Source organism: Pseudoalteromonas sp. SG45-2, assembly GCF_014164115.1.
GTDB classification, from domain to species: domain Bacteria; phylum Pseudomonadota; class Gammaproteobacteria; order Enterobacterales; family Alteromonadaceae; genus Pseudoalteromonas; species Pseudoalteromonas distincta.
Genome location: NZ_JACJEO010000006.1, coordinates 43,892 through 64,306, shown reverse-complemented (window position 1 = coordinate 64,306; position 20,415 = coordinate 43,892). Strand labels below are relative to the sequence as shown.

Below are 20,415 nucleotides of genomic sequence, written 5' to 3'. Positions count from 1 at the left end.
GTTAAATGGAGTTAATTATCATAAGCGGCCGTTCTGGTTCTGGAAAGTCGGTTGCTTTGCGCGTTGTAGAAGATTTAGGTTATTATTGCGTAGATAATATTCCAGTAAACCTACTTCCTTCATTAGTTCGCAGTGTATCTGATAGCTACGATAAAATTGCTGTTAGCATTGATGTGCGCAACATCCCTAAAGAACAAGATGAATTTAACGATATTCTTGAATACTTACCAGGCTTTGCAAACCCTACGTTATTTTATTTAGATAGCGACGATCAGACATTGATCAAACGTTTTTCTGAAACACGCAGATTACACCCACTATCAATAGACTCGTTGCCCCTTGATTTAGCCATCAAAAAAGAAAAAGAATTACTTGATGTATTAACCACTCGCGCCGACTTTATGATAGATACGACTGATTTAAGTGTTCATCAACTCGCTGAATCTATTCGTGAAAAGATTTTAGGTAAAAAAGATAAGCAACTGATTGTCACATTTGAATCATTTGGCTTTAAACACGGTATACCAAAAGAAGCAGACTACGTATTTGATGCACGCTTTTTACCAAATCCACACTGGGAACCAGAGTTGAAGCCTTTAAATGGGTTAGATCAACCGGTTAAAGACTATTTAGCTAATCACAGCATAGTGCAAAAATTCACATGGCAAATTCAAACATTTGTACAAACGTGGTTACCGCATTTAGAACGAAATAACCGCAGTTATTTAACCATTGCTATTGGGTGTACAGGCGGGCAACATCGCTCTGTGTATTTAGCGCAAACTATCGGTGAAAGTTTTGCAATGACACATCCCAATGTAAAAATTCGCCATCGCGAGCAAGAAAAATAATATAGCTGAATAATCACCTGTTCAGCTTAGGTAGAGTAAGTTATGCATTGTGAAGATACCTTTTTAATAAAAAACAAATTAGGCTTACACGCCAGAGCAGCTACTGTGCTTGCGCAATTAGCAGTACAATTTGATGCGACAATCACATTATTCCAAGATGACAAAGAAGCAGCAGGCGATAGCGTACTTGCATTAATGTTACTTGAAAGTAGCCAAGGAAAAGAAGTTAAAGTTGTTTGTAAAGGCCCTGATTCTGAGCAAGCTTTACACGCTGTTGGAGAATTAATAGCACAACGCTTTAATGAACAAGAATAATCTGTTTTATAAAAACAATATTCGCATTACTAGTGCTTCAATTAAAACAGATATATAAAATAAATAGGTTAGTAACGCCAGTTAACTCACCTCCCCCCATAAAGTAATATAACAATTTATAAAGGACGCCAATGCCAGAAGCTTTTGAACAAGATTATCCACTACAGCAACTAAAGCAGGTGACGAAGTCACTCAATAGTGGTCAATTTGTTCAAGTTAGGCGCATGCTCGCAAAAACGGCTCCTTGTGATACCGCATTATTATTAGAATCATCACCGCATAAAATTCGCCGACTGCTTTGGCAATTGGTCGATCCTGATGTGCAGGGTGATGTTCTTGAAGAATTATCTGAAGATGTTCGTTTAGGCATTATTGCCCAAATGGAACCTAAGCACATTGCCGCCGCAACTGAAGACATGGGCCACGATGACTTAGGTGAAGTATTACGTAGCCTGCCAGATACCGTCTATAAAGACGTTGTTAGCGCGATGGACATTCAAGACCGTGAACGTGCCACGCAAGCACTGTCATATCAAGAGCGTTCAGCAGGTGCGCTAATGAACACCGATACGGTGACCATTCGCCCTGATGTAACACTCGATGTTGTACTTCGTTATATTAGACTGCGTGGTGAGTTACCAGAGGGTACAGATGATTTATATGTTGTTGATAAACATAACTGCTTTATAGGCGCTTTATCGCTGAGTACATTATTAACTAATCCGCCAGAAAAAATTGTCCGCGATTTAATGGATGAAGATTGTGAGTCTATCCCAATCTCAATGGATGAAAGTGAAGTAGCGCAATTATTTGAGCGTCATAATTGGATATCGGCCCCAGTGGTGGACGATAACGACCAACTCCTCGGTCGTGTTACTATCGATGACATCGTTGATGTAATCCGAGAAGATGCCGAGCATAGCTTATTAAGCCTAGCCGGTCTTGATGATGAAGAGGATACATTCGCGCCAGTACTAAAAAGCTCTAAAAAACGCTCAGTTTGGCTAGGAGTTAACTTACTAACCGCACTTGCAGCTGCTTTTGTAGCTAGCTTTTTTGAAGGCACTTTAGATGTGCTCCCTATTTTGGCTGTGCTTAACGGTATTGTCCCTTCTATGGGTGGTGTTGCTGGTAGCCAATCATTAACGCTTGTTATCCGTGGTATTGCAGTAGGTCATATAAACCAAACAAACCAACGTTTCTTGATGATGAAAGAACTGGCCATTGGCGCGCTAAACGGTATTTTGTGGTCACTATTAATTGCGGGTGTTATTGCGCTATGGCAGTGGGACTTTATGCTTGGTGGCGTACTCGCCTTCGCTATGTTTATGAACTTAGTGGTGGCAGGTGTTGCTGGGGCAAGTATTCCAATAATTCTTAAAAGAATGAATATAGACCCTGCTCTTGCAGGGAGTGTGGTGCTAACCACGGTGACTGATATTGTTGGTATATTCGCCTTTTTAGGTACTGCTACATGGTTGCTGATATAAATTAAACGCTTTAAATGTAAAAAACTACAGCAAAAATACTTAGGGTAAATCAGTAGCTATGGCAACGGATACCAAACATAAAAATGACATACCTAAAAAAACGCTAAAACAAAAAAGCGTATCCATATTAAAAAGCGTACTGGTATATGGCTCTATATTTTTCGTCATTTATACTGCCGTCAATTGGTGGCGGCAACCTGTCATGCCAGCAAATCCTCAATTACAATTAATCGATTATAAAGGGCAAAACATTGATTTAGCAGCAATGAGCCAAGATAAACCCACGCTTGTGTATTTTTGGGGAACTTGGTGTCCTATTTGTAGTATTACCTCCCCTGCCATAAACGAACTCGCAAACGAGAATAAATACCCCGTCGTGAGCATCGCGATAAAATCAGGCTCTGATCAAGAGCTGCATGATTATTTAAATGAGCAAGGCTACAGCTTCAGTACTGTTAACGATCAACACGGGGAGATATTTTCCGATTGGCAGGGACAAGTCACGCCATCTTATATAATCTTAAAAGATAATAAAATGACGCAAGGACTCACCGGCATTCAGCCGTTATGGTCACTTAAATTGCGTTTGTGGTTATCATCAATGCTTTAAAAAAAGCTAAACTTAGCACAGGATATCTAAAGAGAAGGGGCTCTAAAACCTCACTCTTTATCACCTACAATAATATAGATAATAAAGAGCAAAGCTGACTTAATTTACGTATACAAAAGCTAAAAAACGCGTACCGCAATTAGCCTTATCTATTAGCAAATAAAATTACTAACGTGTGCTTTGACGATTACCGCCCACTTTTGGCTTAGTGTTTGCCTTTTTAAATTGGCTAAAACCAGTATGTCGCGTTAGTGCCGGACGCCCACCTTTTTTACCACCTTTACCTGATTTTTCATCGCGCCCTTCTTCTGGCACTAAACAGTTAGGCCCTTTACCAATTAAATTAGCTTTACCCATTTTACGTAGAGCTTCACGTATCATTGGCCAACCAGCTGCATCGTGGTAGCGTAAAATAGCTTTATGTAATCTACGTTGGCGTGCGCCTTTAGGTACTGGAACAACTTCTGAGTTGTTTTTTATATTACGCAAAGAGTTCATCTCTGTATGGTAAATAGTCGTCGCATTAGCCATAGGTGATGGGTAAAAATTTTGTACCTGATCAAGCTTAAAGTCGTTTGATTTAAGCCATAAAGCCATGTTTACCATATCTTCATCTTTTGTACCTGGGTGAGCAGATATAAAGTAAGGAATTAAATACTGCTTTTTACCGGCTTCTTTAGAGTACTTATCAAATAGTTCTTTAAATTGATCGTACGCTCCCATACCTGGTTTCATCATTTTTGATAATGGACCATCCTCTGTATGCTCTGGCGCTATTTTTAAGTAACCGCCTACATGGTGCGTTACTAATTCTTTAACGTAACGCGGGTCGCGTACAGCTAAATCGTAACGTACACCTGAAGCAATCAATACCTTTTTAATACCCTTAACTTCACGTGCTTTTTTATACAAATCTATTGTTGGCGTATGATCTGTATCCATGTGTTTACAAATATCTGGATACACACATGATAAGCGTCTACAGGTACTCTCGGCCTTTTTGCTCGTACAGCGCAGCTTATACATATTCGCCGTTGGGCCACCTAAATCAGAAATAACACCAGTAAAGCCGGGAACTTTATCTCTAATTTGTTCAATTTCTTCAATAATAGATTCTTGTGAACGACTTTGAATAATGCGCCCTTCATGTTCTGTAATTGAGCAAAACGAACAACCACCAAAACAGCCACGCATAATATTAACAGACGTTTTAATCATATCGTAAGCAGGGATTTTAGCATCACCATAACTTGGGTGAGGAATACGCTGATACGGCAAACCAAATACAGCATCCATTTCATGTGTTTCTAATGGATATGCTGGCGGGTTTACCCAAATAGAGCGATCGCCATGTCGTTGGTAAAGCGCTCTTGCACAACCAGGGTTTGTTTCTTGATGTAAAATTCTCGAGGCATGGGCGTATAAAGGTTTGTTAACACTTACTTGCTCATAAGCAGGTAACTTAACATAGGTTTTTTCCCACGGCTTAGGACGTGCAGGCTGAACCATGATTGGTTTTGCCGCTTCTGCTTTTAAATCAATACCCGCTTGTTTAAATTCAGATTTACTACAGCCAACATCATCCGCGCCATATGGGTTTGGAATAGGGTCTATTTTACCAATTTTATCAATAGCGGTAGAATCACTGCCACGCCAACCAGGTAGAGGCTCTTTTCGAATAACAGCCGTGCCGCGAATATCCTGAATCGTATCCATCGTTTCACCCGCCGCAATACGGTGTGCAACTTCAACTAGCGGGCGCTCTGCGTTACCGTAAATTAAAATATCGGCTTTTGCATCAAACAAAATACTACGACGTACTTTTTCCTGCCAATAGTCGTAATGAGCAATACGGCGAAGGCTGGCTTCAATACCGCCAATAACAATTGGGATACCTTTGTATGCTTCACGGCATTTTTGCGAGTAAATCATCACGGCGCGATCTGGGCGCTTACCGCCAACGTTATTAGGCGTGTAAGCATCATCGTGGCGCATGCGTTTTTCCGCTGTATAGCGGTTGATCATCGAATCCATGTTGCCGGCTGTTACACCAAAAAATAAATTCGGTCTGCCGAGCTCCATAAATGCATCTTTAGAGTCCCATGCAGGTTGGGCAATAATCCCCACTCTAAAGCCTTGCGCTTCAAGTACACGGCCAATTACAGCCATACCAAAACTAGGATGATCAACGTACGCATCGCCACTAATTATTATTATGTCGCAACTATCCCAGCCAAGTGCATCCATTTCTTCACGTGTAGTTGGTAAAAATGGCGCGGTGCCATAACATTCAGCCCAGTATTTAGGGTATGAAAATAAGGCGCGCTTAGCTTTGAGTGTGCTCATAATTGTGGCCGTAGAATAACAAAAGGCGCGAATTATACCCTACTAAATTCTTTATATATACAAAGTAGTCAAAGCATATCGCGCTTTAAATTCTAAATCGTTCATTAGCTTAAATAATAAGTTAATCTTTTTTAGCGTTTATTTATAAATTCTATCAATTCATGCTCAGGCATTGGTTTAGCATACATAAAACCTTGTACCTCATCACAGCCTAAGTTTTTTAAGAACTGAGCTTGTTCTTGTGTTTCAACGCCTTCAGCAATCGTTTTTAAACCCAACTTAGCACCAAGAGAAATAACTAAGGCAGCAATAGCGCCAGTGTCATCATTTGGCAGATCCTTAATAAATGCACGATCTATTTTCAATCTATCCAAGGGTAAACTTTGTATATAACTAAGCGATGAAAAGCCAGTCCCAAAGTCATCAATAGCAACTTCCATCCCTAGCTCTTGAAGCTCTCTAAGTGTATTAATAACAGTTTCGAGTTCATCCATTACTACGCTTTCAGTGACTTCTAATTCTATGTTTTTTGGCTTAACGCCATATTTTAATAATGTATTTTTAACGTTTTGAGCATAGCCTTTTACTTTAAACTGCGGAACAGACACATTAACCGCAATACAAATTTCGGTACCCATATTTTCTAGGCGCTTTTGTTGTTGGCAAGCTTGCTCTAAAACCCACTGCCCTATATCAACAATCAAGCCCGCATCTTCTGCAAGTGGAACAAATACCGCTGGCGATATATATGATCCATTACCGGTGGGCCACCTAAGTAATGCCTCACATCCAATTAGAGACAAGTCTCCTAATGAAAGTTGAGGTTGGTACCATACCTCTAACTTGTTTCGAGCAAAATCATGGCGTAATTGCCTAATAATTCCTATGCGCCAAGCCATTTTATCTTGCATGTCTACACTGTAATAAATTCCCTCTTTGTGTTTTGTTTTTTTAGCTTGATTAAGTGCAATATAAGCAACTTTAAGTGTATCAATCCCGCTACTTTGAAAGTCTTGCTGTTGGCATAAACCCAATCTAAAATCGATAGGCAATGTATGCTCTTCTGCACAAAATGGAACACCTAACTGCTCATTCAATTTTTTTAAGTCGAGTTCATCACGGCGAATAATAAAACCAAAAACATCAGCACCAATACGAGATAGTAACTTAGCTGTTGGGTAGTTTTCTTTTAACCTTTGCACAATGCCAATTAATACTTTATTACCGACCTCTTGCCCTAAGCCATTATTAATATCTGCAAAATTAACTATATCAAGTAGTACAAATACATAATCATTCACGTGCGGCTTTTGATAACGCTCTACCCGTTCAATAAAATTGGTACGATTTGAAATACCTGTAAGCACATCTTTATAAGCTGCATCTCTTAACTTTACAAACAGCCTTATATTATCGAGGGCAACACTCACATTTGTTAAGAAGATTTCAGCAAACTGCAATTGTGCTTGCAAAGGAACATGGTCACATTCTATATATAAAGCCGCTTTTCTATGCTTACTTTTTAATACAAATGTTGCACTTGAGTCTGTATGTTGATGCTTTGATAAATCAAAACACAACTCAACTTGTTTAAATACTTTGCTATCAACATTAATTAATTTTTCACCAAAGTAGTCTTCGTAATGCCCACAACCACCTAATACTTGAATAAAGTCATCGCCGTCTAATTTGCTGCACACAAGCCCTCGAGGTGAACACTTTAAAATAATACTCATGTGCTTGATGATTTCTTTGCATAGTTGCTTAATATCAGTAAGCCCTAAAATAGACTTTGATGCAGAAACAATCGTGTTCATTGCATCACTTTGATATTCAAGCTGGCATACCTGCTCGTAAGAGCGAATAGCGGTTATGAGCGATGTTACTAATTTAGAGCGAGTGAGTTCTGTTTTAGTTTTATAATCATTTATATCGTATTCACGTATTACTTTTTCTTCTGGTATATTACCAGCTTGCCCTGTTCTTAAAATAATTCTCACATGTTGATTATTTAATTCGTCACGCACCCTTTTTACAACCTGCAAGCCAGCATCGTCAGTTTCCATAATAACGTCTAAAAAAATAACTGAAATATCGTTATTTTCAGCTAAAATCTCTATTGCTTCAGCTCCCGAATAGGCATCATGAAATCGCAAGCCTGCCCCCAAAAACTCAACCCCAGACAAAGCTAACTTTGTTACAGAGTGGATCTCAGGTTCGTCATCAACAATTAAAATATCCCAAAACTTAGTCGGCTCAATTACTGCATCATCTTCATAGTCTTGTTCAAAAAATAAAAAATCGTTTTGATCTGACGACATTCGCTCTCCTAGGTAGCAATTTATAAATTATTTTTGGTTTATAATCTAATTCATACTATAGTCGATTAATAAAAAGTTGTTGTATTTCAACTCAAAAAACTAATAAAAGGTGTGCTTATTAAACCATTAAAAATATTAATCAAAGGCGTACTGTTATTGTTATTGGTATTAGTGCTGGTAGGGCTGATACTTCCCCAAAGTTATAATGTAAATAAAACAATAGAAATCAATGCAAATATTGACGCAGTAAAACCGCTTATTACTGACTTTAATCAATGGCAAAAATGGTCTCCATGGGAAAAAGTAGACCCCAGTATACGTTTTACCTTGGGCGAACCTAGCTCTGGCCTAGGTGCTCATCAGTCTTGGAAAGGAAAATGGGGGTATGGTGAAATGATCATAACTTCGGTGAATCAAAATAAGGTCAGCTTTAATATACTTTTAAATGCTGAGCATATTATTAGGGGGACTTTTAATTTTAGTGAGCAAAACGGTATCGTCACTTTAATATGTAAGATTAACGGACAAACAACCGCCCCTTTAATATCGGGTTACACCGCAATTTTGAGCGAATATGTGCTCCGTAATACAGTTTCAATGGGGTTAAATAACCTTAAAACTGTTGCTCAGCTTAGTCATTCACAAAGGACAATGCACAGCCATGCCAGTCAAGACAGCACAAGCGAGAATTAACCTTGCTAACATTATCGAATCCTTACTTGGTTACCCTATAACAAAAATAGGCAGTAACGGAATATTGCCTACCCCCGAACAAAATTACGATATTAAAGGCCAAGTTAAGCCGCTTTATCATATCAACAGTGAAAACTCTGTTTTAGCTCGTGCCCAAAAGCGCCAAGATTTACTACTAATAAAACAACAACAAAATATAGAGTCAATTTTAGCAATGGCTATGGGGTTTTGCCCCGATGTAGCAAGTACTAAACAACCCGATGCTGACTGGGTAGAGCATTTTATCGCACTGTGCGAAGATACTTCAAATGCGTCAATGCAAACTTTATGGGCCAAAATTTTAACGGGAGAAACACTCAACCCTGGTACGTTTTCAATTAAAAGCCTGCAAACGTTAAAGCATATGACACAGCGAGAAGCTGACTCTTTGCAAAAATGTGTGTCGCTCTCAGGCTATAACGAAAAAGACGACAGCCACTTTATTTTACTCGGCTTTTACAAAAAACCGTCATTGTTTGATTTGCTACGAAAAGGCAATAAAGTGTCTCTAAATTTAGGAAAAACAGGTATTAGTTTTCCTGATATTTTAACACTTATGGATCTTAATTTACTGTATAGAAAAGAAATTGAATCTGCAGTGCTTAAAGCGGGGCAAGAACTTACCCTTTCATTTTTATCGCAAAAAGTAACGTTAAAAGCAAAAAGCAGTGATTTGGTATTAAGCTATTATAAATTCACGCAAACAGGTGATGAGTTATCTAAACTCATTAATTTTCCTGTAAATAAAATTTATAAGCAGTTAATTAATAATGCGCTGGAGGGAGAGTTTGATTTAGCGTGGCACGCAATAAAATAATATGCCACGCTTTGTTTAATTAGAAAATACTAATTAAAAGTGAACCTGAATACCCGCAAATGGGCCTGATGCATCAATATCAGTAGTAATATCATCTACATCATCAAGTTCTAATACCATAGAGCGGTAACCTGCTTTAACAGCAACATCTACTGCTAGGTTATCAATAAGTTCCCACGCTACGCCTACTTGGTAATCTTGTACTTTGCTATCGTCAATAGCCAAAAAGCTACCTTCAAAAAATACACTTAAACCAGTAAATGGTAAGCCTGCTTCGGCACGGCCATATGCAAGAGGAACAAAACCAGAGAAGTCTTTTGTTTCGGTAAAGTTAGTACCACCATTTTGAGTAGTACCATTTACAACAATATCACCATCAAACTGCTTAGCATTTAAACCTAAGTCAATTGAGATTAAATCGTTATCAAAAATCTCATAATAAAAAATGTAATCGATGTGTGTTAAATCACTTACAGTATTTACCGTAGAGCCTACAACATAATCAGAGCCATTAAAGCTAAATGTATCTGTAAGTAGCGCAGAACCATTTAACTCAAGCTCGGTATACTTTAATTTAATATTTGGAACTAATGGTACAGGGTGCTCAAGTGCCGCGTAGTAACTTACAAAAGTCTCATCTTCAAAATTAAAATCTTGAGATGCATTATTTTTATAAGAAAATTGACCATCGTTATCTGACTTCCACCCATCAACACCTACGTATAAACCTAGTAGAGTGTCAGCTTGCGCTGCTGGTGCTAAACATGCCATTGAAAGGGCTGCTGCTAAACAATACTTTTTCATTTTTTATCCTTGAGCTAGTAGTTCGCTGAGTTCGATTAAAGCCGCATTGGCTCTAGAAATATAATTTGCCATAACTAAAGAATGGTTAGCAACATAGCCAAAACCATTACCGTTTAAAATAAGTGGGCTCCATACTATTTCTTGAGTCGCCTCAAGTTCACGTATGATTTGTTGTAAGCTTACACGTGCATTTTTCTTTTCAAGCACGTCATTAAAGTCATACTCTATCGCTTGTAAAAAATGCAGTAACGCCCAAGTAGCACCGCGCGACTCGTAAAACACATCGTCAATTTCTAACCACGGTGTTCTTACTTGCTGCTGCAGTGGCGCAAGAGTTGCTTGTTTATTAGATGAATTACCCGCTAAATCGGTGTTCACTTTTTCTTGGCCTACACTGGCACTTAAACGTTGGCTTAAGCTACCTAAACGTTTCTCAGCTTCTTTAAGCCAACTACGTAAGTTATCTGCTCGTGCGTAAAATTGGCTATCGCGCTCATGCTCATTAGCAATTTGTCCACGATATACCATTAAGTAGTCAATACCTTTTTGGTACTCACCTTCGGCACTTGGCCATGCCCATGCCTCAGAGCTTATATTAAACTGCGGCTGCGCCTTTTTAAGGGCTTCATGTTCCGTTGATTGTGATTGAGAACGGCTAAAATCTTTTCGCATAGAAAGCGATAAATCACGTACCATTTCTAGTGCGCCATATTCCCACGCTGGCATATCATCCATAATAATACTTGGTGGTATTACATCATTTGATAAGTAGCCACCCGGTTTATCTAGTAAGGTATTGGCTACCGTAATTAATGTAGAAGTAGTTACATAACCCGTTACTATTTTTTCATTACGAAGCTGCGCTTGCTCTTTCGCGTTTGCAACAACGTCAAAACGTGAAGGTTCTGTGCTCCAATAAACAGCAATTGCGTAAAAAATGATAAGCAGTAAAACAATTATTCCTGCTATTTTTCCTTTATGTTGCGACATGTGTACTCCTAATGATGAGCGTGTTGAGTAGATGGTTTTGACTGCTTAGCTTGCGCCTCAAGCGACACGACTTGAGCATTAGTAAATAAGCGATTACCGTCACTAAAATATAGTGTGAGTTTACGTTCTTGTCCTACTTTTAATAGCTCTTGTGGTTCAAATGCCATTAAATGATAACCGCCAGGCTGAAAGCTGACACTTTCGTGCGCCTTAATTTCAACCGATTCAACTTGTTGCATTTTCATCATGCCGTCTACATGTGAATGCTCGTGTATTTCAACACGCCCCAAGCCATCAATAGTTGCCTTAGTTAAAGTTGCTGCGGCTCCACTGTGATTAATAAGGGTTAAATAACCTACAGTTGAAGTACTGCCAGGTAAAAACTCTCTAACTTGCGCGTTAGTTACTTCGAGCACAGCCACATCAGAACCATGATCGTGCCCTGAGTGCGCCGCCAACGATGACGAAAAAAAACTAAATATTAATGCAGAAGCCATCGAAAAACATAGTTTCGTCATCATTATTATCCTTATGAAAACTTTAAATTACAGGCTAAATTTAACATAGTTAACCTATAATAGTCAGTCAAATTAAGGATTAAGAGGCTACTTTTTTGTTATCAGCAACAAGCCAACACAACACTGCAACAAATAGTAACGGCCATGCAATCATTATAGATCCGAATAAAAGCGCTAAAACAGTCCCTGCTAATGCCACTACACCGGCACCAACTAATCCCATAGTAATTAAAGCCACTACCGCAACTACAGCAATAATTGCGGCCAAAGCACCTACAAGCTCGAGCCCAGCCCAACTAATGTCAGCAATCCATAACGGCAACTGCCAAGAATCAATCTGCACAAACGTTATTAAATCAGTAAACAGTAATAAATAGATAATTACACATACTGCCAAAGCTTTCATAGTAATTCTCCTTATACCAACCGGCTTATACATGAGGTCTATTTAACGATAAGAAAATTGCGCTATAACTAGGCAAAAATTTTTATACCTAGCTGTTCTAAATTAAAATTTTTAACAACGTTATAGGGTGATTTAATTCGTTAAATTGTTCAAATATTTATGCCTGTTGGTATTAATACTCTTTATTTTCAAGGCAGCAATGCGCTATAAAATAGCCAAGTGCAACTGCAAACGGAAAACTCAAAAACAACAAAATAGTAACTACGCGTGTTGCCCAAACCGGAAAGTCCAATCTATGGGCTAAACCACTACAAACACCAGATATTTTTTTATTCAGAGTATCTTTATACCAACCTTGTTGACGATTAAAGCTGTTCATAGCAATCTCCTAAGCAGTGTGTTTTAAATTAGTATTTAAGTTCGCCTTTAAGCGAGCCAACTCAGCATCAACTTTTTCATTTTTAACTAACGACTCAATTTGGGCACTGGTAGAACTTGCTGTATCAGTCAGCTCATAAGCCTCTACTTGAGCTTCAATACCTTCAACACGCTGCTCTATTTGTTCAAAACGAGACAACGCATGGGCAACTTTATCGCTTTGTAGTTGCGTACTGATTCGCCCTCTAGCAATAGCAACATTATGGCGTTGCATTAACTGAGCTTGCTTAGTTTTAGCCATAGCCATTTTTTGCTGCAAGCGTTCACAATCAGACTTAATTTTTGCAATAGACTCTTGCAATGTTTCTAGTTGAGTTTGCTTATTTTCAATGCTTTCGTTAACGCGTTGCTTCTCAAGTAAAGCTGATTTAGCAAGGTCATCACTGCCCTTCTCAACCGCACGTTCTGCTTTCATTTGCCAAGCTGCTAATTCTGTTTTTTTAGTATCAATTTGGCGATTAATTACTTTCTCTTCACACAATAAAGCGGCTGCTGTACTACGACACTCATTCAATGCATCTTGCATCTCGGTAAGCATTAGGTTTAAAAGTTTTTCTGGATCTTCTGCTTTATCAAGCATGGCGACAATGTTTGATTGAATTACATCATTTACGCGGTTAAAGATTCCCATGGTATTCTCCTGTTGATTTTTAATTAATTTCAACAAGAAGATTCCAAGAGTTGTGCCAAGTCCATCAAAACAAAAATAAAACATTTAAAATCATAATGATAAACAATAATCACTCTAAATTTTAGTGACTTTAAGCTGAACAACATAGAGTGTAATTGGCCAATAAATTATGATTTTGACTAATTTTTAGGATCAAAAAAGCCACTCGAAAGTGGCTTAAATTTAGAATTTTTAAAGCTTAGTTTTTATTCTGCTACAAAGCTTAATGCTTTATCCATTACCGATAAATCAGCTTGCTTACCGTGACCACTTTCAGAAAGGTGGCGTCTAAAACCTCGCGCACCAGGCTGCCCCTGAAAAATACCGAGCATGTGACGTGCAATATGCCAAAAATTAGCACCCAAACGCATTTCTTCTTCAATGTAGTCATACATTGAACGCACTACGTCGTGGCGTGACTGCGTGTTTGCAGCATCACCATAAATTTTCTCATCAACGTCATTGAGCATAAATGGGTTGCTGTAAGCCTCACGCCCAATCATTACACCATCAATATGTTGCAAATGTTCTAGGCTCTGCTCAATTGTTTTAACACCGCCATTTAGGCTTAAGTCTAGCTGCGGATAATCTTTTTTAAGTTGATAAACACGTGGATAATCAAGCGGTGGAACTTCACGATTTTCTTTCGGGCTTAAACCATTAAGCCATGCTTTACGAGCATGAATAATAAAATCATCACACCCTACTTTATGAGACGCTTCAATAAGCGCACATAAAAACTCATACGAATCTTGCTCATCAATACCAATACGCGTTTTAACGGTAACAGGAATGCTTACTTCGTTTTTCATTGCTGCTACGCACTCAGCAACTAATTGAGGTTCAGCCATTAAACATGCGCCAAATCGGCCATTTTGAACTCTGTCTGACGGGCAACCTACATTTAAATTTATTTCGTCATAACCACGCTCACCTGCAAGTTTTGCACATTGCGCAAGCGCTTTAGGATCAGAGCCACCAAGTTGCAGCGCAACTGGGCCTTCGTGTTTATTAAAATGTAAGTAGTCGCCTCGACCAAATAAAATAGCCCCTGTGGTTATCATTTCAGTATAAAGCACAGTATGTTTAGTCATTTTGCGATGAAAAGTACGACAATGGCGATCAGTCCAATCAAGCATGGGGGCCACAGAAAAGCGTCTATCCAAAGTACATTTATTCAAAGCAAACCTCAGGGTATTAAAGTTATTAAGCACAGCTTAAAAGGCGCTGCATTTTACACAAAAGCCTAGCGAGCATCAATGTTAAGAGAAAACCTGCAAGCCAAAATAATGGGCTATGCCATTTAAAATATTGGTAACCGCAACCGAGCTTAAAATAAGCCCCATAATTCTACTTATTATACTTGCACCACTATCACCAATTAATTTATGTACATGTGTTGCAAGCAGTAACAAAACCAGTACAACCGCTAATACAGCAAGCATCATCGAAGACGTTAGTAACTGCTCAACCCAGGTATATTCTTCATTACGAGTCATTAATACGGCGCCTAACATAGCGCCAGGGCTCGCGATAGAGGGAATCGCAAGCGGAAAAATAGCGGTTTCAGTGCTGTCGCGTACACTTTTAATTTCGGCTTCTGGTTTACTTTCACCAAATATCATTGAGAGCGCAAAAATAAGTAATATGATACCGCCGGCTATTTGAAAAGCCGAAAGCGGAATTTCAATTGCGTTAAGTAATTGCTCACCTGCAAGTACAAAAAATAAGAGCACTAATGCAGATACGCCTACCGCTTTATATATAACTTTACGTTTAAATTTCTCATCATCACCACGTGTGACTGCAATAAATACAGGTACAGTACCAATGGGGTCAATAACCGCAAAAAAGAAAATAAATATAGCTAATAGTTCGTGCATTACTGGGTTTCCTAGGTAAAAAGCGCTTAATAAAAACGCTGCAACTACAACACAGTATGTTAGTATATCACGGTAGCATAAGGATAAGAGTAATGATGAATATAGAATCACTCGTAAGTAAAGCAAAACAAGTTTGTGACAACCGTGGTGCGCGTTTTACGCCTATCCGCGAGAAAGTATTTCGCCTATTAGCCAGCGCACAAGGTGGTGTTGGTGCATACGATTTGCTTGAGCAATTAAAAATAACTGAAACGGGTGCTAAACCTGCAACTATTTATCGTGCATTAGACTTTTTAGCTGAGCTAGGTTTTATTCATAAAATTGAAAGCACAAATGCATTTATGCTGTGTCATCATTTTGATCATATACACCCAGTACAATTGTTAATTTGCGATACCTGTGGTTTTGTCAAAGAATTACACTCGAGTGTAATTTCGCATGAGCTAAATAATTTAGCTGCCGAAGGTGGGTTTGTTGTATCAGGGCAGACAATAGAAGCACATGGTAAATGTGAATCTTGCAGAGCATCATAATCCTTCAAAGTTATCCTTAGTGACTATACTCAAACTATATAGTCATTTCACAGAACAAATTTAAGAGTAGCCACTATGAATGTAGAATTCATCAATCCTTTTTTATCTTCTTTAATTAATGTTTTGAGCACTATGGCTCAAACTCAATTGAAGCCAGGTAAACCTCGCATTAAAACTGATGAGATAGCCTGTGGTGATGTATCAGGTTTGATTGGGATGGTTGGCCCGCAAACGCGAGGATCATTTTCAATAACATTTGATGAAGAACTAGCATTAACCATCATGGAGCGTATGCTTGGCGAACGCCCTGATGCTATAGATGAAGAAGTTACTGATATGGTTGGCGAAATAACCAACATGGTAACAGGTGGTGCTAAAAATTTACTTGGCGAGAAAGGCTTCGACTTTGATATGGCAACGCCTATTGTGGTATCGGGTAAGGGTCATACAATTACTCACAAAAGCCAAGGTAAAAAAATCATCATGCCATTTAGCTGTGATGCTGGTAATGCAAACATTGAAGTTAGTTTCGATAAACTATGAGTTGGCAGCAAAAGCAAATTACATTAAAGCCTCGCCCGCGAGGTTTTCATATAATTGATGATGAAATATTGTCTCAGCTGCCTGAACTGGCGAGTTATAAAGTTGGTTTGTTGCATTTATTTATTCAGCATACCTCAGCGAGCCTTACAATAAACGAAAATGCAGACCCCACTGTTCGTATGGACATGGAGAGCCATTTCAATAAATTCGTTCCTGAGCGTCAGCCTTATTATCGCCACGATTATGAAGGTGACGACGACATGCCTGCACACATAAAAACCAGTACGTTAGGCTGCGAGTTAAGTATTCCTATTTCAAATGGTTATTTAGCGTTAGGTACATGGCAAGGTATTTATTTAGGTGAACATCGTGATTCTGGTGGCTCTAGACGAGTTATAGCAACTATTCAGGGGGAGCTTTTTTAACTCAAGCTTCTCGGTTTAAAATGTTAACCTCTGTTTTTCTTCAGCCATACCCTCATAGATTCAAAATACGCCACTCTATAGACGTAAATCTTAGGCGCGCGAAGTAATAATTTCTAACAACCAAAACTTTAATGCTGAATATTGTACATAGAATAAAGTAGATAAGAGAGATTTTAAATTATAATTTTATTTATGATTTTTAATACAGAGAATTTTGAAAGGATATAAAAAGATTGGAGCGGTACACGAGGCTCGAACTCGTGACCTCGACCTTGGCAAGGTCGCGCTCTACCAACTGAGCTAGTACCGCATTTTACTTCTTTTAATCACTACAATTTCTTTTGGTTAGAAATTGGAGCGGTACACGAGGCTCGAACTCGTGACCTCGACCTTGGCAAGGTCGCGCTCTACCAACTGAGCTAGTACCGCATTATATTTTCATTCAACACTACAATTTCTTTTGGTTAGAAATTGGAGCGGTACACGAGGCTCGAACTCGTGACCTCGACCTTGGCAAGGTCGCGCTCTACCAACTGAGCTAGTACCGCATTTTTTATTTCTTCAGTTATTTTACGTTGGTGCGCGACAGGTCGCTTTCAACATTCTAGCAACTGAGCTAGTACCGCATTTTTTATTTCTTCAGTTATTTTACGTTGGTGCGCGACGGGTCGCGTTCAACATTCTAGCAACTGAGCTAGTACCGCATTTTAATTATGGATGTAAAACGACCACAATAAAAACAACTCAAACACACTAACCCCGCGTGGGTTATCGTCTTGAGCGGGGCAGGATTCTACAATAATCCGATGTGTTTGCAAGTGTTTTTTACAAATTAAAGAAATTTTCTCTATAGACTTTTAATTCCATAATCGAATCTTTAATGTCATCCAAAGCAAGGTGCGAGCCTTTTTTATTCACTTTTGCAAGCACTTCGGGTTTCCAGCGACGTGCTAATTCTTTAATAGTACTCACGTCAAGATTGCGGTAATGAAAAAAATCTTCAAGTTCACGCATGTATTTATTCATAAAGCGGCGGTCTTGCCCAATTGAATTACCACACATTGGTGATACACCTGCAGGCACCCACTGTTTTAAAAAATCTAACGTTTGTGCCACGGCATACTCTTCATCGAATGTACTTGCTTTACAGCGCGCTGTTAAACCCGACTTACCATGCTGCGTAGTACACCACTCGTCCATACCATTTAGTAATTCATCACTTTGATGAATAGCTATGGTTGGCCCTTCAGCTAATATATTCAGGTCTGCGTCAGTGACAACCGTCGCAATTTCGAGTATTTTATCGGTCTCTGGTTCGAGTCCTGTCATTTCAAGATCGAGCCAAATTAAATTTGATTTATTAATAGTCATAATTACCTAAGCGGTGCTTTCCTTTAGATCCAACGCATTTCGATATATCATATTAGCATCAACCGTCGAGCTAAAGCTTTTTTTAGGAAAAGCGACATTTAACTAAGGTTATAGGCCTCCAGTGGCAAAACAGAAAAAATTAAGTAAAGGCCAATCGCGTCAGATCAAGGCCAACCACCAAAAGCGCATTAATAGCGCAGACTCAAGACCAGCTAAAAAAGGCGCGCAAGAGTGGCAAACCGATAATTTAGGTCAGGTCGAGAGCGCAATTGTGATCAGTCGTTTTGGCCAACACGCCGATGTCGAAACTGAAAATGGCGATGTACTTCGTTGTAATATACGACGTACCGTGTCAAATTTAGTGTGTGGTGATGAGGTATTGTTTCGCCGTGCCAAAGTAAGTGAAGGTGATTTAGCCGGAGTAATTGAAGCCACGCAAGAGCGTCGCTCGCAACTTACCCGCCCTGACTTTTACGACGGCGTAAAAGTTATTGCGGCTAACATTGATCAAATACTCATGGTATCGGCGGTATTACCTGAGTTTACCCCAAGTATTATCGACCGCTATTTAATAGCCTGTGAAGATATGGGTATTGAGCCAATTTTAGTACTCAATAAAATAGATTTAATTGATGACGCAGGTCTTAGCGAAATACAAAAAGTTCTCGATATCTATCGTAAACTTGATTACCAAGTACTCCTTGTTAGTAATATATCGGGTAATGGTATTGATGAATTAAAAGAAGTACTTGTTGGTAAAAATAACATTTTTGTTGGTCAAAGTGGTGTGGGTAAATCAACCCTCGTTAATACTGTATTACCTAACGCTGAAATATTAACTAAAGAAGTATCTGAAAACAGCGGCCTAGGCCAGCACACAACAACTGTTTCACGCCTTCACCATTTACCAAGTGGCGGTAACCTAATCGACTCGCCAGGAATTCGCGAATTTGGTTTATGGCATTTAGATGTTGAGCGTGTAACCTGGTGCTTTAAAGAGTTTAGAGAATTTATAGGCGGGTGCCGCTTTAGAGACTGTAAACATTTAAACGATCCGGGCTGTATAGTTAAAGAAGCTGTAGCAGATGGCAAAATTTCTCAATTGCGCTTTGACAGCTACCACCGAATTTTAGAAACAATGGCCGATGGCCGTGCAGGCGCCCGTGCGCCTCGCGTATAATTTAGGATAAATACTGTGAGTTTAGACAAATTTAAAATCGCAATGCAGTACGCAATGCCAAAACATTTTATTTCACGCGTAGTGGGTAAATTAGCCGCAGCTAAAGCAGGTGCTTTAACAACGACTTTAATTAAACTATTTATTAAGCAATATAAAGTAGATATGAGCGAAGCCCAATACCCAGATCCGGCTCATTATAAAAGCTTTAATGAATTTTTTACTCGCCCTTTAAAAGACGGCATGCGCCCAATGGTAGAAGATAGTAATATCATTATTCATCCAGTGGATGGCGCAATCAGCCAGCTAGGCGATATTGTTGACGGACAGCTAATACAAGCTAAAGGTCACGATTACAGCTTACAAGCGCTACTAGGCGGCTCACAAGATGATACAACACCATTTTTAGGCGGTAAGTTTGCAACGATTTATTTAGCACCTAAAGATTACCACCGTATTCATATGCCAATTGATGGCACACTAAGCAAAATGATTTACGTGCCAGGTGATTTATTTTCAGTAAACCCACTTACCGCGCAAAACGTGCCTAACTTGTTTGCGCGTAATGAACGAGTAGTAGCAATTTTTGAAACTGAGATTGGTCCGCTTGCAATGGTACTTGTTGGCGCAACAATTGTAGCCAGCATAGAAACGATTTGGGCCGGTACTGTCACGCCACCAGCTGGTAGCGATGTATTTAGTTGGAAATACCCAACCACTGGCGATAACGCTATCACGCTTAAAAAGGGTGAAGAAATGGGGCGCTTTAAATTAGGCTCTACTGTGGTACTAGCATGGGGTGCTGATAAAGCTGAAATACTGGATGACCAACTACCAGAAGTGGTTACTCGCTTAGGTACTGCGTTTGCAAAAATTAACGACTAAAATAAATCGTTAATTAGAAATCAAAAAACCGCGTTATTTAAACGCGGTTTTTTATTTTTGTAGGCGCAAAGCCTGCTCACGCGAAAAGCGCAGCGCCCTCTTAACCTCTTTGTGAATAAATCACTTAAAACCTTATTGCACAAAGAGAAGCAAAAGAGGAGTAAATGAGAAGACATAAAACATAGTAATTATTTATTTTTACTTCTCTAAAGCGAAGCGCCCTCTTAACCTCTTTGTGAATAAATCACTTAAGATCTTATTGCACAAATAGGAGTAAATGAGAAGACACC

General features: G+C 39.1%; 22 protein-coding genes and 3 tRNA genes. 11 read left to right on the top strand and 14 right to left on the bottom strand.

Going from position 1 to position 20,415, the window contains the following annotated elements:
- The first annotated feature begins 5 nt into the window (after positions 1-5).
- From rapZ to H5116_RS05605, 4 genes are all read left to right on the top strand, one after another.
- Positions 6-851 (top strand): RNase adapter RapZ, encoded by an 846-nt coding sequence (rapZ, locus tag H5116_RS05620; RefSeq protein WP_002957938.1) that lies wholly within the window; start codon positions 6-8, stop codon positions 849-851.
- Between the two features lie 42 nt (positions 852-893).
- Positions 894-1,166 (top strand): HPr family phosphocarrier protein, encoded by a 273-nt coding sequence (locus H5116_RS05615; RefSeq protein ID WP_002957937.1) that lies wholly within the window; start codon positions 894-896, stop codon positions 1,164-1,166.
- Between the two features lie 131 nt (positions 1,167-1,297).
- Positions 1,298-2,656 (top strand): magnesium transporter, encoded by a 1,359-nt coding sequence (gene mgtE, locus H5116_RS05610; RefSeq protein ID WP_002957935.1) that lies wholly within the window; start codon positions 1,298-1,300, stop codon positions 2,654-2,656.
- A 202-nt stretch (positions 2,657-2,858) separates the two neighbouring features.
- Positions 2,859-3,266: a protein disulfide oxidoreductase gene (locus tag H5116_RS05605; RefSeq protein ID WP_239022708.1), complete on the top strand. Its 408-nt coding sequence runs from the start codon at positions 2,859-2,861 to the stop codon at positions 3,264-3,266.
- 168 nt (positions 3,267-3,434) lie between these two features.
- On the opposite strand, the gene H5116_RS05600 is transcribed toward H5116_RS05605, so the two are convergent.
- Complete coding sequence (locus H5116_RS05600) at positions 3,435-5,612, bottom strand: YgiQ family radical SAM protein (RefSeq protein ID WP_182694728.1); 2,178 nt, start codon at positions 5,610-5,612, stop codon at positions 3,435-3,437.
- Between the two features lie 131 nt (positions 5,613-5,743).
- Positions 5,744-7,933, bottom strand: coding sequence for an EAL domain-containing protein (locus H5116_RS05595; RefSeq protein ID WP_182715712.1), 2,190 nt, complete (start codon positions 7,931-7,933; stop codon positions 5,744-5,746).
- Between the two features lie 111 nt (positions 7,934-8,044).
- Here H5116_RS05595 and H5116_RS05590 point away from each other — a divergent pair, with 111 nt between their 5' ends.
- On the top strand, positions 8,045-8,626 hold the full coding sequence (locus H5116_RS05590) for an SRPBCC family protein (protein WP_182715711.1): 582 nt from the start codon (positions 8,045-8,047) through the stop codon (positions 8,624-8,626).
- Positions 8,595-9,482 carry a TIGR03899 family protein gene (locus H5116_RS05585; protein ID WP_039485422.1) on the top strand — a complete coding sequence of 296 codons (888 nt, stop codon included), beginning with the start codon at positions 8,595-8,597 and terminating at the stop codon, positions 9,480-9,482. Before H5116_RS05590 ends, H5116_RS05585 begins: the two co-directional genes overlap by 32 nt.
- 33 nt (positions 9,483-9,515) lie before the next feature.
- Here H5116_RS05585 and H5116_RS05580 read toward each other — a convergent pair whose 3' ends face one another.
- The 8 genes from H5116_RS05580 to H5116_RS05545 all read right to left on the bottom strand — a co-directional run bounded on the left by H5116_RS05580 (position 9,516) and on the right by H5116_RS05545 (position 15,191).
- Complete coding sequence (locus tag H5116_RS05580; RefSeq protein WP_002957929.1) at positions 9,516-10,286, bottom strand: TIGR04219 family outer membrane beta-barrel protein; 771 nt, start codon at positions 10,284-10,286, stop codon at positions 9,516-9,518.
- A gap of 3 nt (positions 10,287-10,289) precedes the next feature.
- Positions 10,290-11,276 (bottom strand): DUF2333 family protein, encoded by a 987-nt coding sequence (locus tag H5116_RS05575; RefSeq protein WP_182715710.1) that lies wholly within the window; start codon positions 11,274-11,276, stop codon positions 10,290-10,292.
- 8 nt (positions 11,277-11,284) lie between these two features.
- Complete coding sequence (locus tag H5116_RS05570) at positions 11,285-11,794, bottom strand: copper chaperone PCu(A)C (RefSeq protein ID WP_404936166.1); 510 nt, start codon at positions 11,792-11,794, stop codon at positions 11,285-11,287.
- Between the two features lie 79 nt (positions 11,795-11,873).
- A complete protein-coding gene (locus tag H5116_RS05565; RefSeq protein WP_002957925.1) occupies positions 11,874-12,200 on the bottom strand; it encodes a hypothetical protein in 327 nt (108 codons plus the stop codon).
- 172 nt (positions 12,201-12,372) lie between these two features.
- Positions 12,373-12,579 carry a PspC domain-containing protein gene (locus H5116_RS05560; protein WP_002957924.1) on the bottom strand — a complete coding sequence of 69 codons (207 nt, stop codon included), beginning with the start codon at positions 12,577-12,579 and terminating at the stop codon, positions 12,373-12,375.
- A 9-nt stretch (positions 12,580-12,588) separates the two neighbouring features.
- On the bottom strand, positions 12,589-13,269 hold the full coding sequence (locus H5116_RS05555) for a PspA/IM30 family protein (RefSeq protein WP_154903844.1): 681 nt from the start codon (positions 13,267-13,269) through the stop codon (positions 12,589-12,591).
- A gap of 245 nt (positions 13,270-13,514) precedes the next feature.
- The gene (dusA, locus tag H5116_RS05550; RefSeq protein ID WP_259398787.1) at positions 13,515-14,447 is read right to left on the bottom strand and encodes a tRNA dihydrouridine(20/20a) synthase DusA; all 933 of its coding nucleotides are present in this window, start codon (positions 14,445-14,447) and stop codon (positions 13,515-13,517) included.
- Between the two features lie 123 nt (positions 14,448-14,570).
- Positions 14,571-15,191 (bottom strand): MarC family protein, encoded by a 621-nt coding sequence (locus H5116_RS05545; protein ID WP_002957920.1) that lies wholly within the window; start codon positions 15,189-15,191, stop codon positions 14,571-14,573.
- Positions 15,192-15,286: 95 nt separating this feature from the next.
- Between H5116_RS05545 and H5116_RS05540 the strand changes: the two genes are divergently transcribed.
- The 3 genes from H5116_RS05540 (at position 15,287) to H5116_RS05530 (ending at position 16,692) form a co-directional block, all read left to right on the top strand.
- On the top strand, positions 15,287-15,724 hold the full coding sequence (locus H5116_RS05540) for a transcriptional repressor (protein ID WP_002957918.1): 438 nt from the start codon (positions 15,287-15,289) through the stop codon (positions 15,722-15,724).
- A 75-nt stretch (positions 15,725-15,799) separates the two neighbouring features.
- Positions 15,800-16,267: a chemotaxis protein CheX gene (locus H5116_RS05535; protein WP_024595807.1), complete on the top strand. Its 468-nt coding sequence runs from the start codon at positions 15,800-15,802 to the stop codon at positions 16,265-16,267.
- The gene (locus H5116_RS05530) at positions 16,264-16,692 is read left to right on the top strand and encodes a secondary thiamine-phosphate synthase enzyme YjbQ (RefSeq protein ID WP_024595808.1); all 429 of its coding nucleotides are present in this window, start codon (positions 16,264-16,266) and stop codon (positions 16,690-16,692) included. The genes H5116_RS05535 and H5116_RS05530 overlap by 4 nt, the downstream gene beginning before the upstream one ends.
- A 234-nt stretch (positions 16,693-16,926) precedes the next feature.
- Here the strand turns inward: H5116_RS05530 and H5116_RS05525 are convergent.
- The 4 genes from H5116_RS05525 to orn form a co-directional block, all read right to left on the bottom strand.
- Positions 16,927-17,002 (bottom strand) — tRNA-Gly (locus tag H5116_RS05525).
- A gap of 43 nt (positions 17,003-17,045) precedes the next feature.
- Positions 17,046-17,121: transfer RNA gene (locus H5116_RS05520), tRNA-Gly, on the bottom strand.
- 43 nt (positions 17,122-17,164) lie between these two features.
- Positions 17,165-17,240, bottom strand: a tRNA-Gly gene (locus tag H5116_RS05515).
- Positions 17,241-17,517: 277 nt separating this feature from the next.
- On the bottom strand, positions 17,518-18,063 hold the full coding sequence (gene orn, locus H5116_RS05510; RefSeq protein ID WP_004336052.1) for an oligoribonuclease: 546 nt from the start codon (positions 18,061-18,063) through the stop codon (positions 17,518-17,520).
- A gap of 121 nt (positions 18,064-18,184) precedes the next feature.
- Between orn and rsgA the strand changes: the two genes are divergently transcribed.
- Together rsgA and asd are read left to right on the top strand one after the other, a co-directional pair.
- The gene (gene rsgA, locus H5116_RS05505) at positions 18,185-19,243 is read left to right on the top strand and encodes a small ribosomal subunit biogenesis GTPase RsgA (protein WP_004336055.1); all 1,059 of its coding nucleotides are present in this window, start codon (positions 18,185-18,187) and stop codon (positions 19,241-19,243) included.
- 15 nt (positions 19,244-19,258) lie between these two features.
- Complete coding sequence (asd, locus tag H5116_RS05500; RefSeq protein WP_004336058.1) at positions 19,259-20,125, top strand: archaetidylserine decarboxylase; 867 nt, start codon at positions 19,259-19,261, stop codon at positions 20,123-20,125.
- Positions 20,126-20,415 lie beyond the last annotated feature (290 nt).

Excerpts from the sequence above, each read along its gene's own strand:
- H5116_RS05605 (WP_239022708.1), top strand. The coding sequence starts at position 2,859 with ATGCCAGCAAATCCTCAATTACAATTAATCGATTATAAAGGGCAAAAC.
- H5116_RS05600 (WP_182694728.1), bottom strand. The coding sequence starts at position 5,612 with ATGAGCACACTCAAAGCTAAGCGCGCCTTATTTTCATACCCTAAATAC.
- rapZ (WP_002957938.1), top strand. The coding sequence starts at position 6 with ATGGAGTTAATTATCATAAGCGGCCGTTCTGGTTCTGGAAAGTCGGTT.
- dusA (WP_259398787.1), bottom strand. The coding sequence starts at position 14,447 with ATGCTTGATTGGACTGATCGCCATTGTCGTACTTTTCATCGCAAAATG.
- H5116_RS05545 (WP_002957920.1), bottom strand. The coding sequence starts at position 15,191 with ATGCACGAACTATTAGCTATATTTATTTTCTTTTTTGCGGTTATTGAC.
- H5116_RS05540 (WP_002957918.1), top strand. The coding sequence starts at position 15,287 with ATGAATATAGAATCACTCGTAAGTAAAGCAAAACAAGTTTGTGACAAC.
- orn (WP_004336052.1), bottom strand. The coding sequence starts at position 18,063 with ATGACTATTAATAAATCAAATTTAATTTGGCTCGATCTTGAAATGACA.
- H5116_RS05560 (WP_002957924.1), bottom strand. The coding sequence starts at position 12,579 with ATGAACAGCTTTAATCGTCAACAAGGTTGGTATAAAGATACTCTGAAT.
- H5116_RS05565 (WP_002957925.1), bottom strand. The coding sequence starts at position 12,200 with ATGAAAGCTTTGGCAGTATGTGTAATTATCTATTTATTACTGTTTACT.
- H5116_RS05575 (WP_182715710.1), bottom strand. The coding sequence starts at position 11,276 with ATGTCGCAACATAAAGGAAAAATAGCAGGAATAATTGTTTTACTGCTT.
- H5116_RS05530 (WP_024595808.1), top strand. The coding sequence starts at position 16,264 with ATGAGTTGGCAGCAAAAGCAAATTACATTAAAGCCTCGCCCGCGAGGT.
- H5116_RS05535 (WP_024595807.1), top strand. The coding sequence starts at position 15,800 with ATGAATGTAGAATTCATCAATCCTTTTTTATCTTCTTTAATTAATGTT.
- H5116_RS05585 (WP_039485422.1), top strand. The coding sequence starts at position 8,595 with ATGCCAGTCAAGACAGCACAAGCGAGAATTAACCTTGCTAACATTATC.
- H5116_RS05615 (WP_002957937.1), top strand. The coding sequence starts at position 894 with ATGCATTGTGAAGATACCTTTTTAATAAAAAACAAATTAGGCTTACAC.
- H5116_RS05555 (WP_154903844.1), bottom strand. The coding sequence starts at position 13,269 with ATGGGAATCTTTAACCGCGTAAATGATGTAATTCAATCAAACATTGTC.
- H5116_RS05595 (WP_182715712.1), bottom strand. The coding sequence starts at position 7,933 with ATGTCGTCAGATCAAAACGATTTTTTATTTTTTGAACAAGACTATGAA.
- mgtE (WP_002957935.1), top strand. The coding sequence starts at position 1,298 with ATGCCAGAAGCTTTTGAACAAGATTATCCACTACAGCAACTAAAGCAG.
- H5116_RS05570 (WP_404936166.1), bottom strand. The coding sequence starts at position 11,794 with ATGACGAAACTATGTTTTTCGATGGCTTCTGCATTAATATTTAGTTTT.
- H5116_RS05580 (WP_002957929.1), bottom strand. The coding sequence starts at position 10,286 with ATGAAAAAGTATTGTTTAGCAGCAGCCCTTTCAATGGCATGTTTAGCA.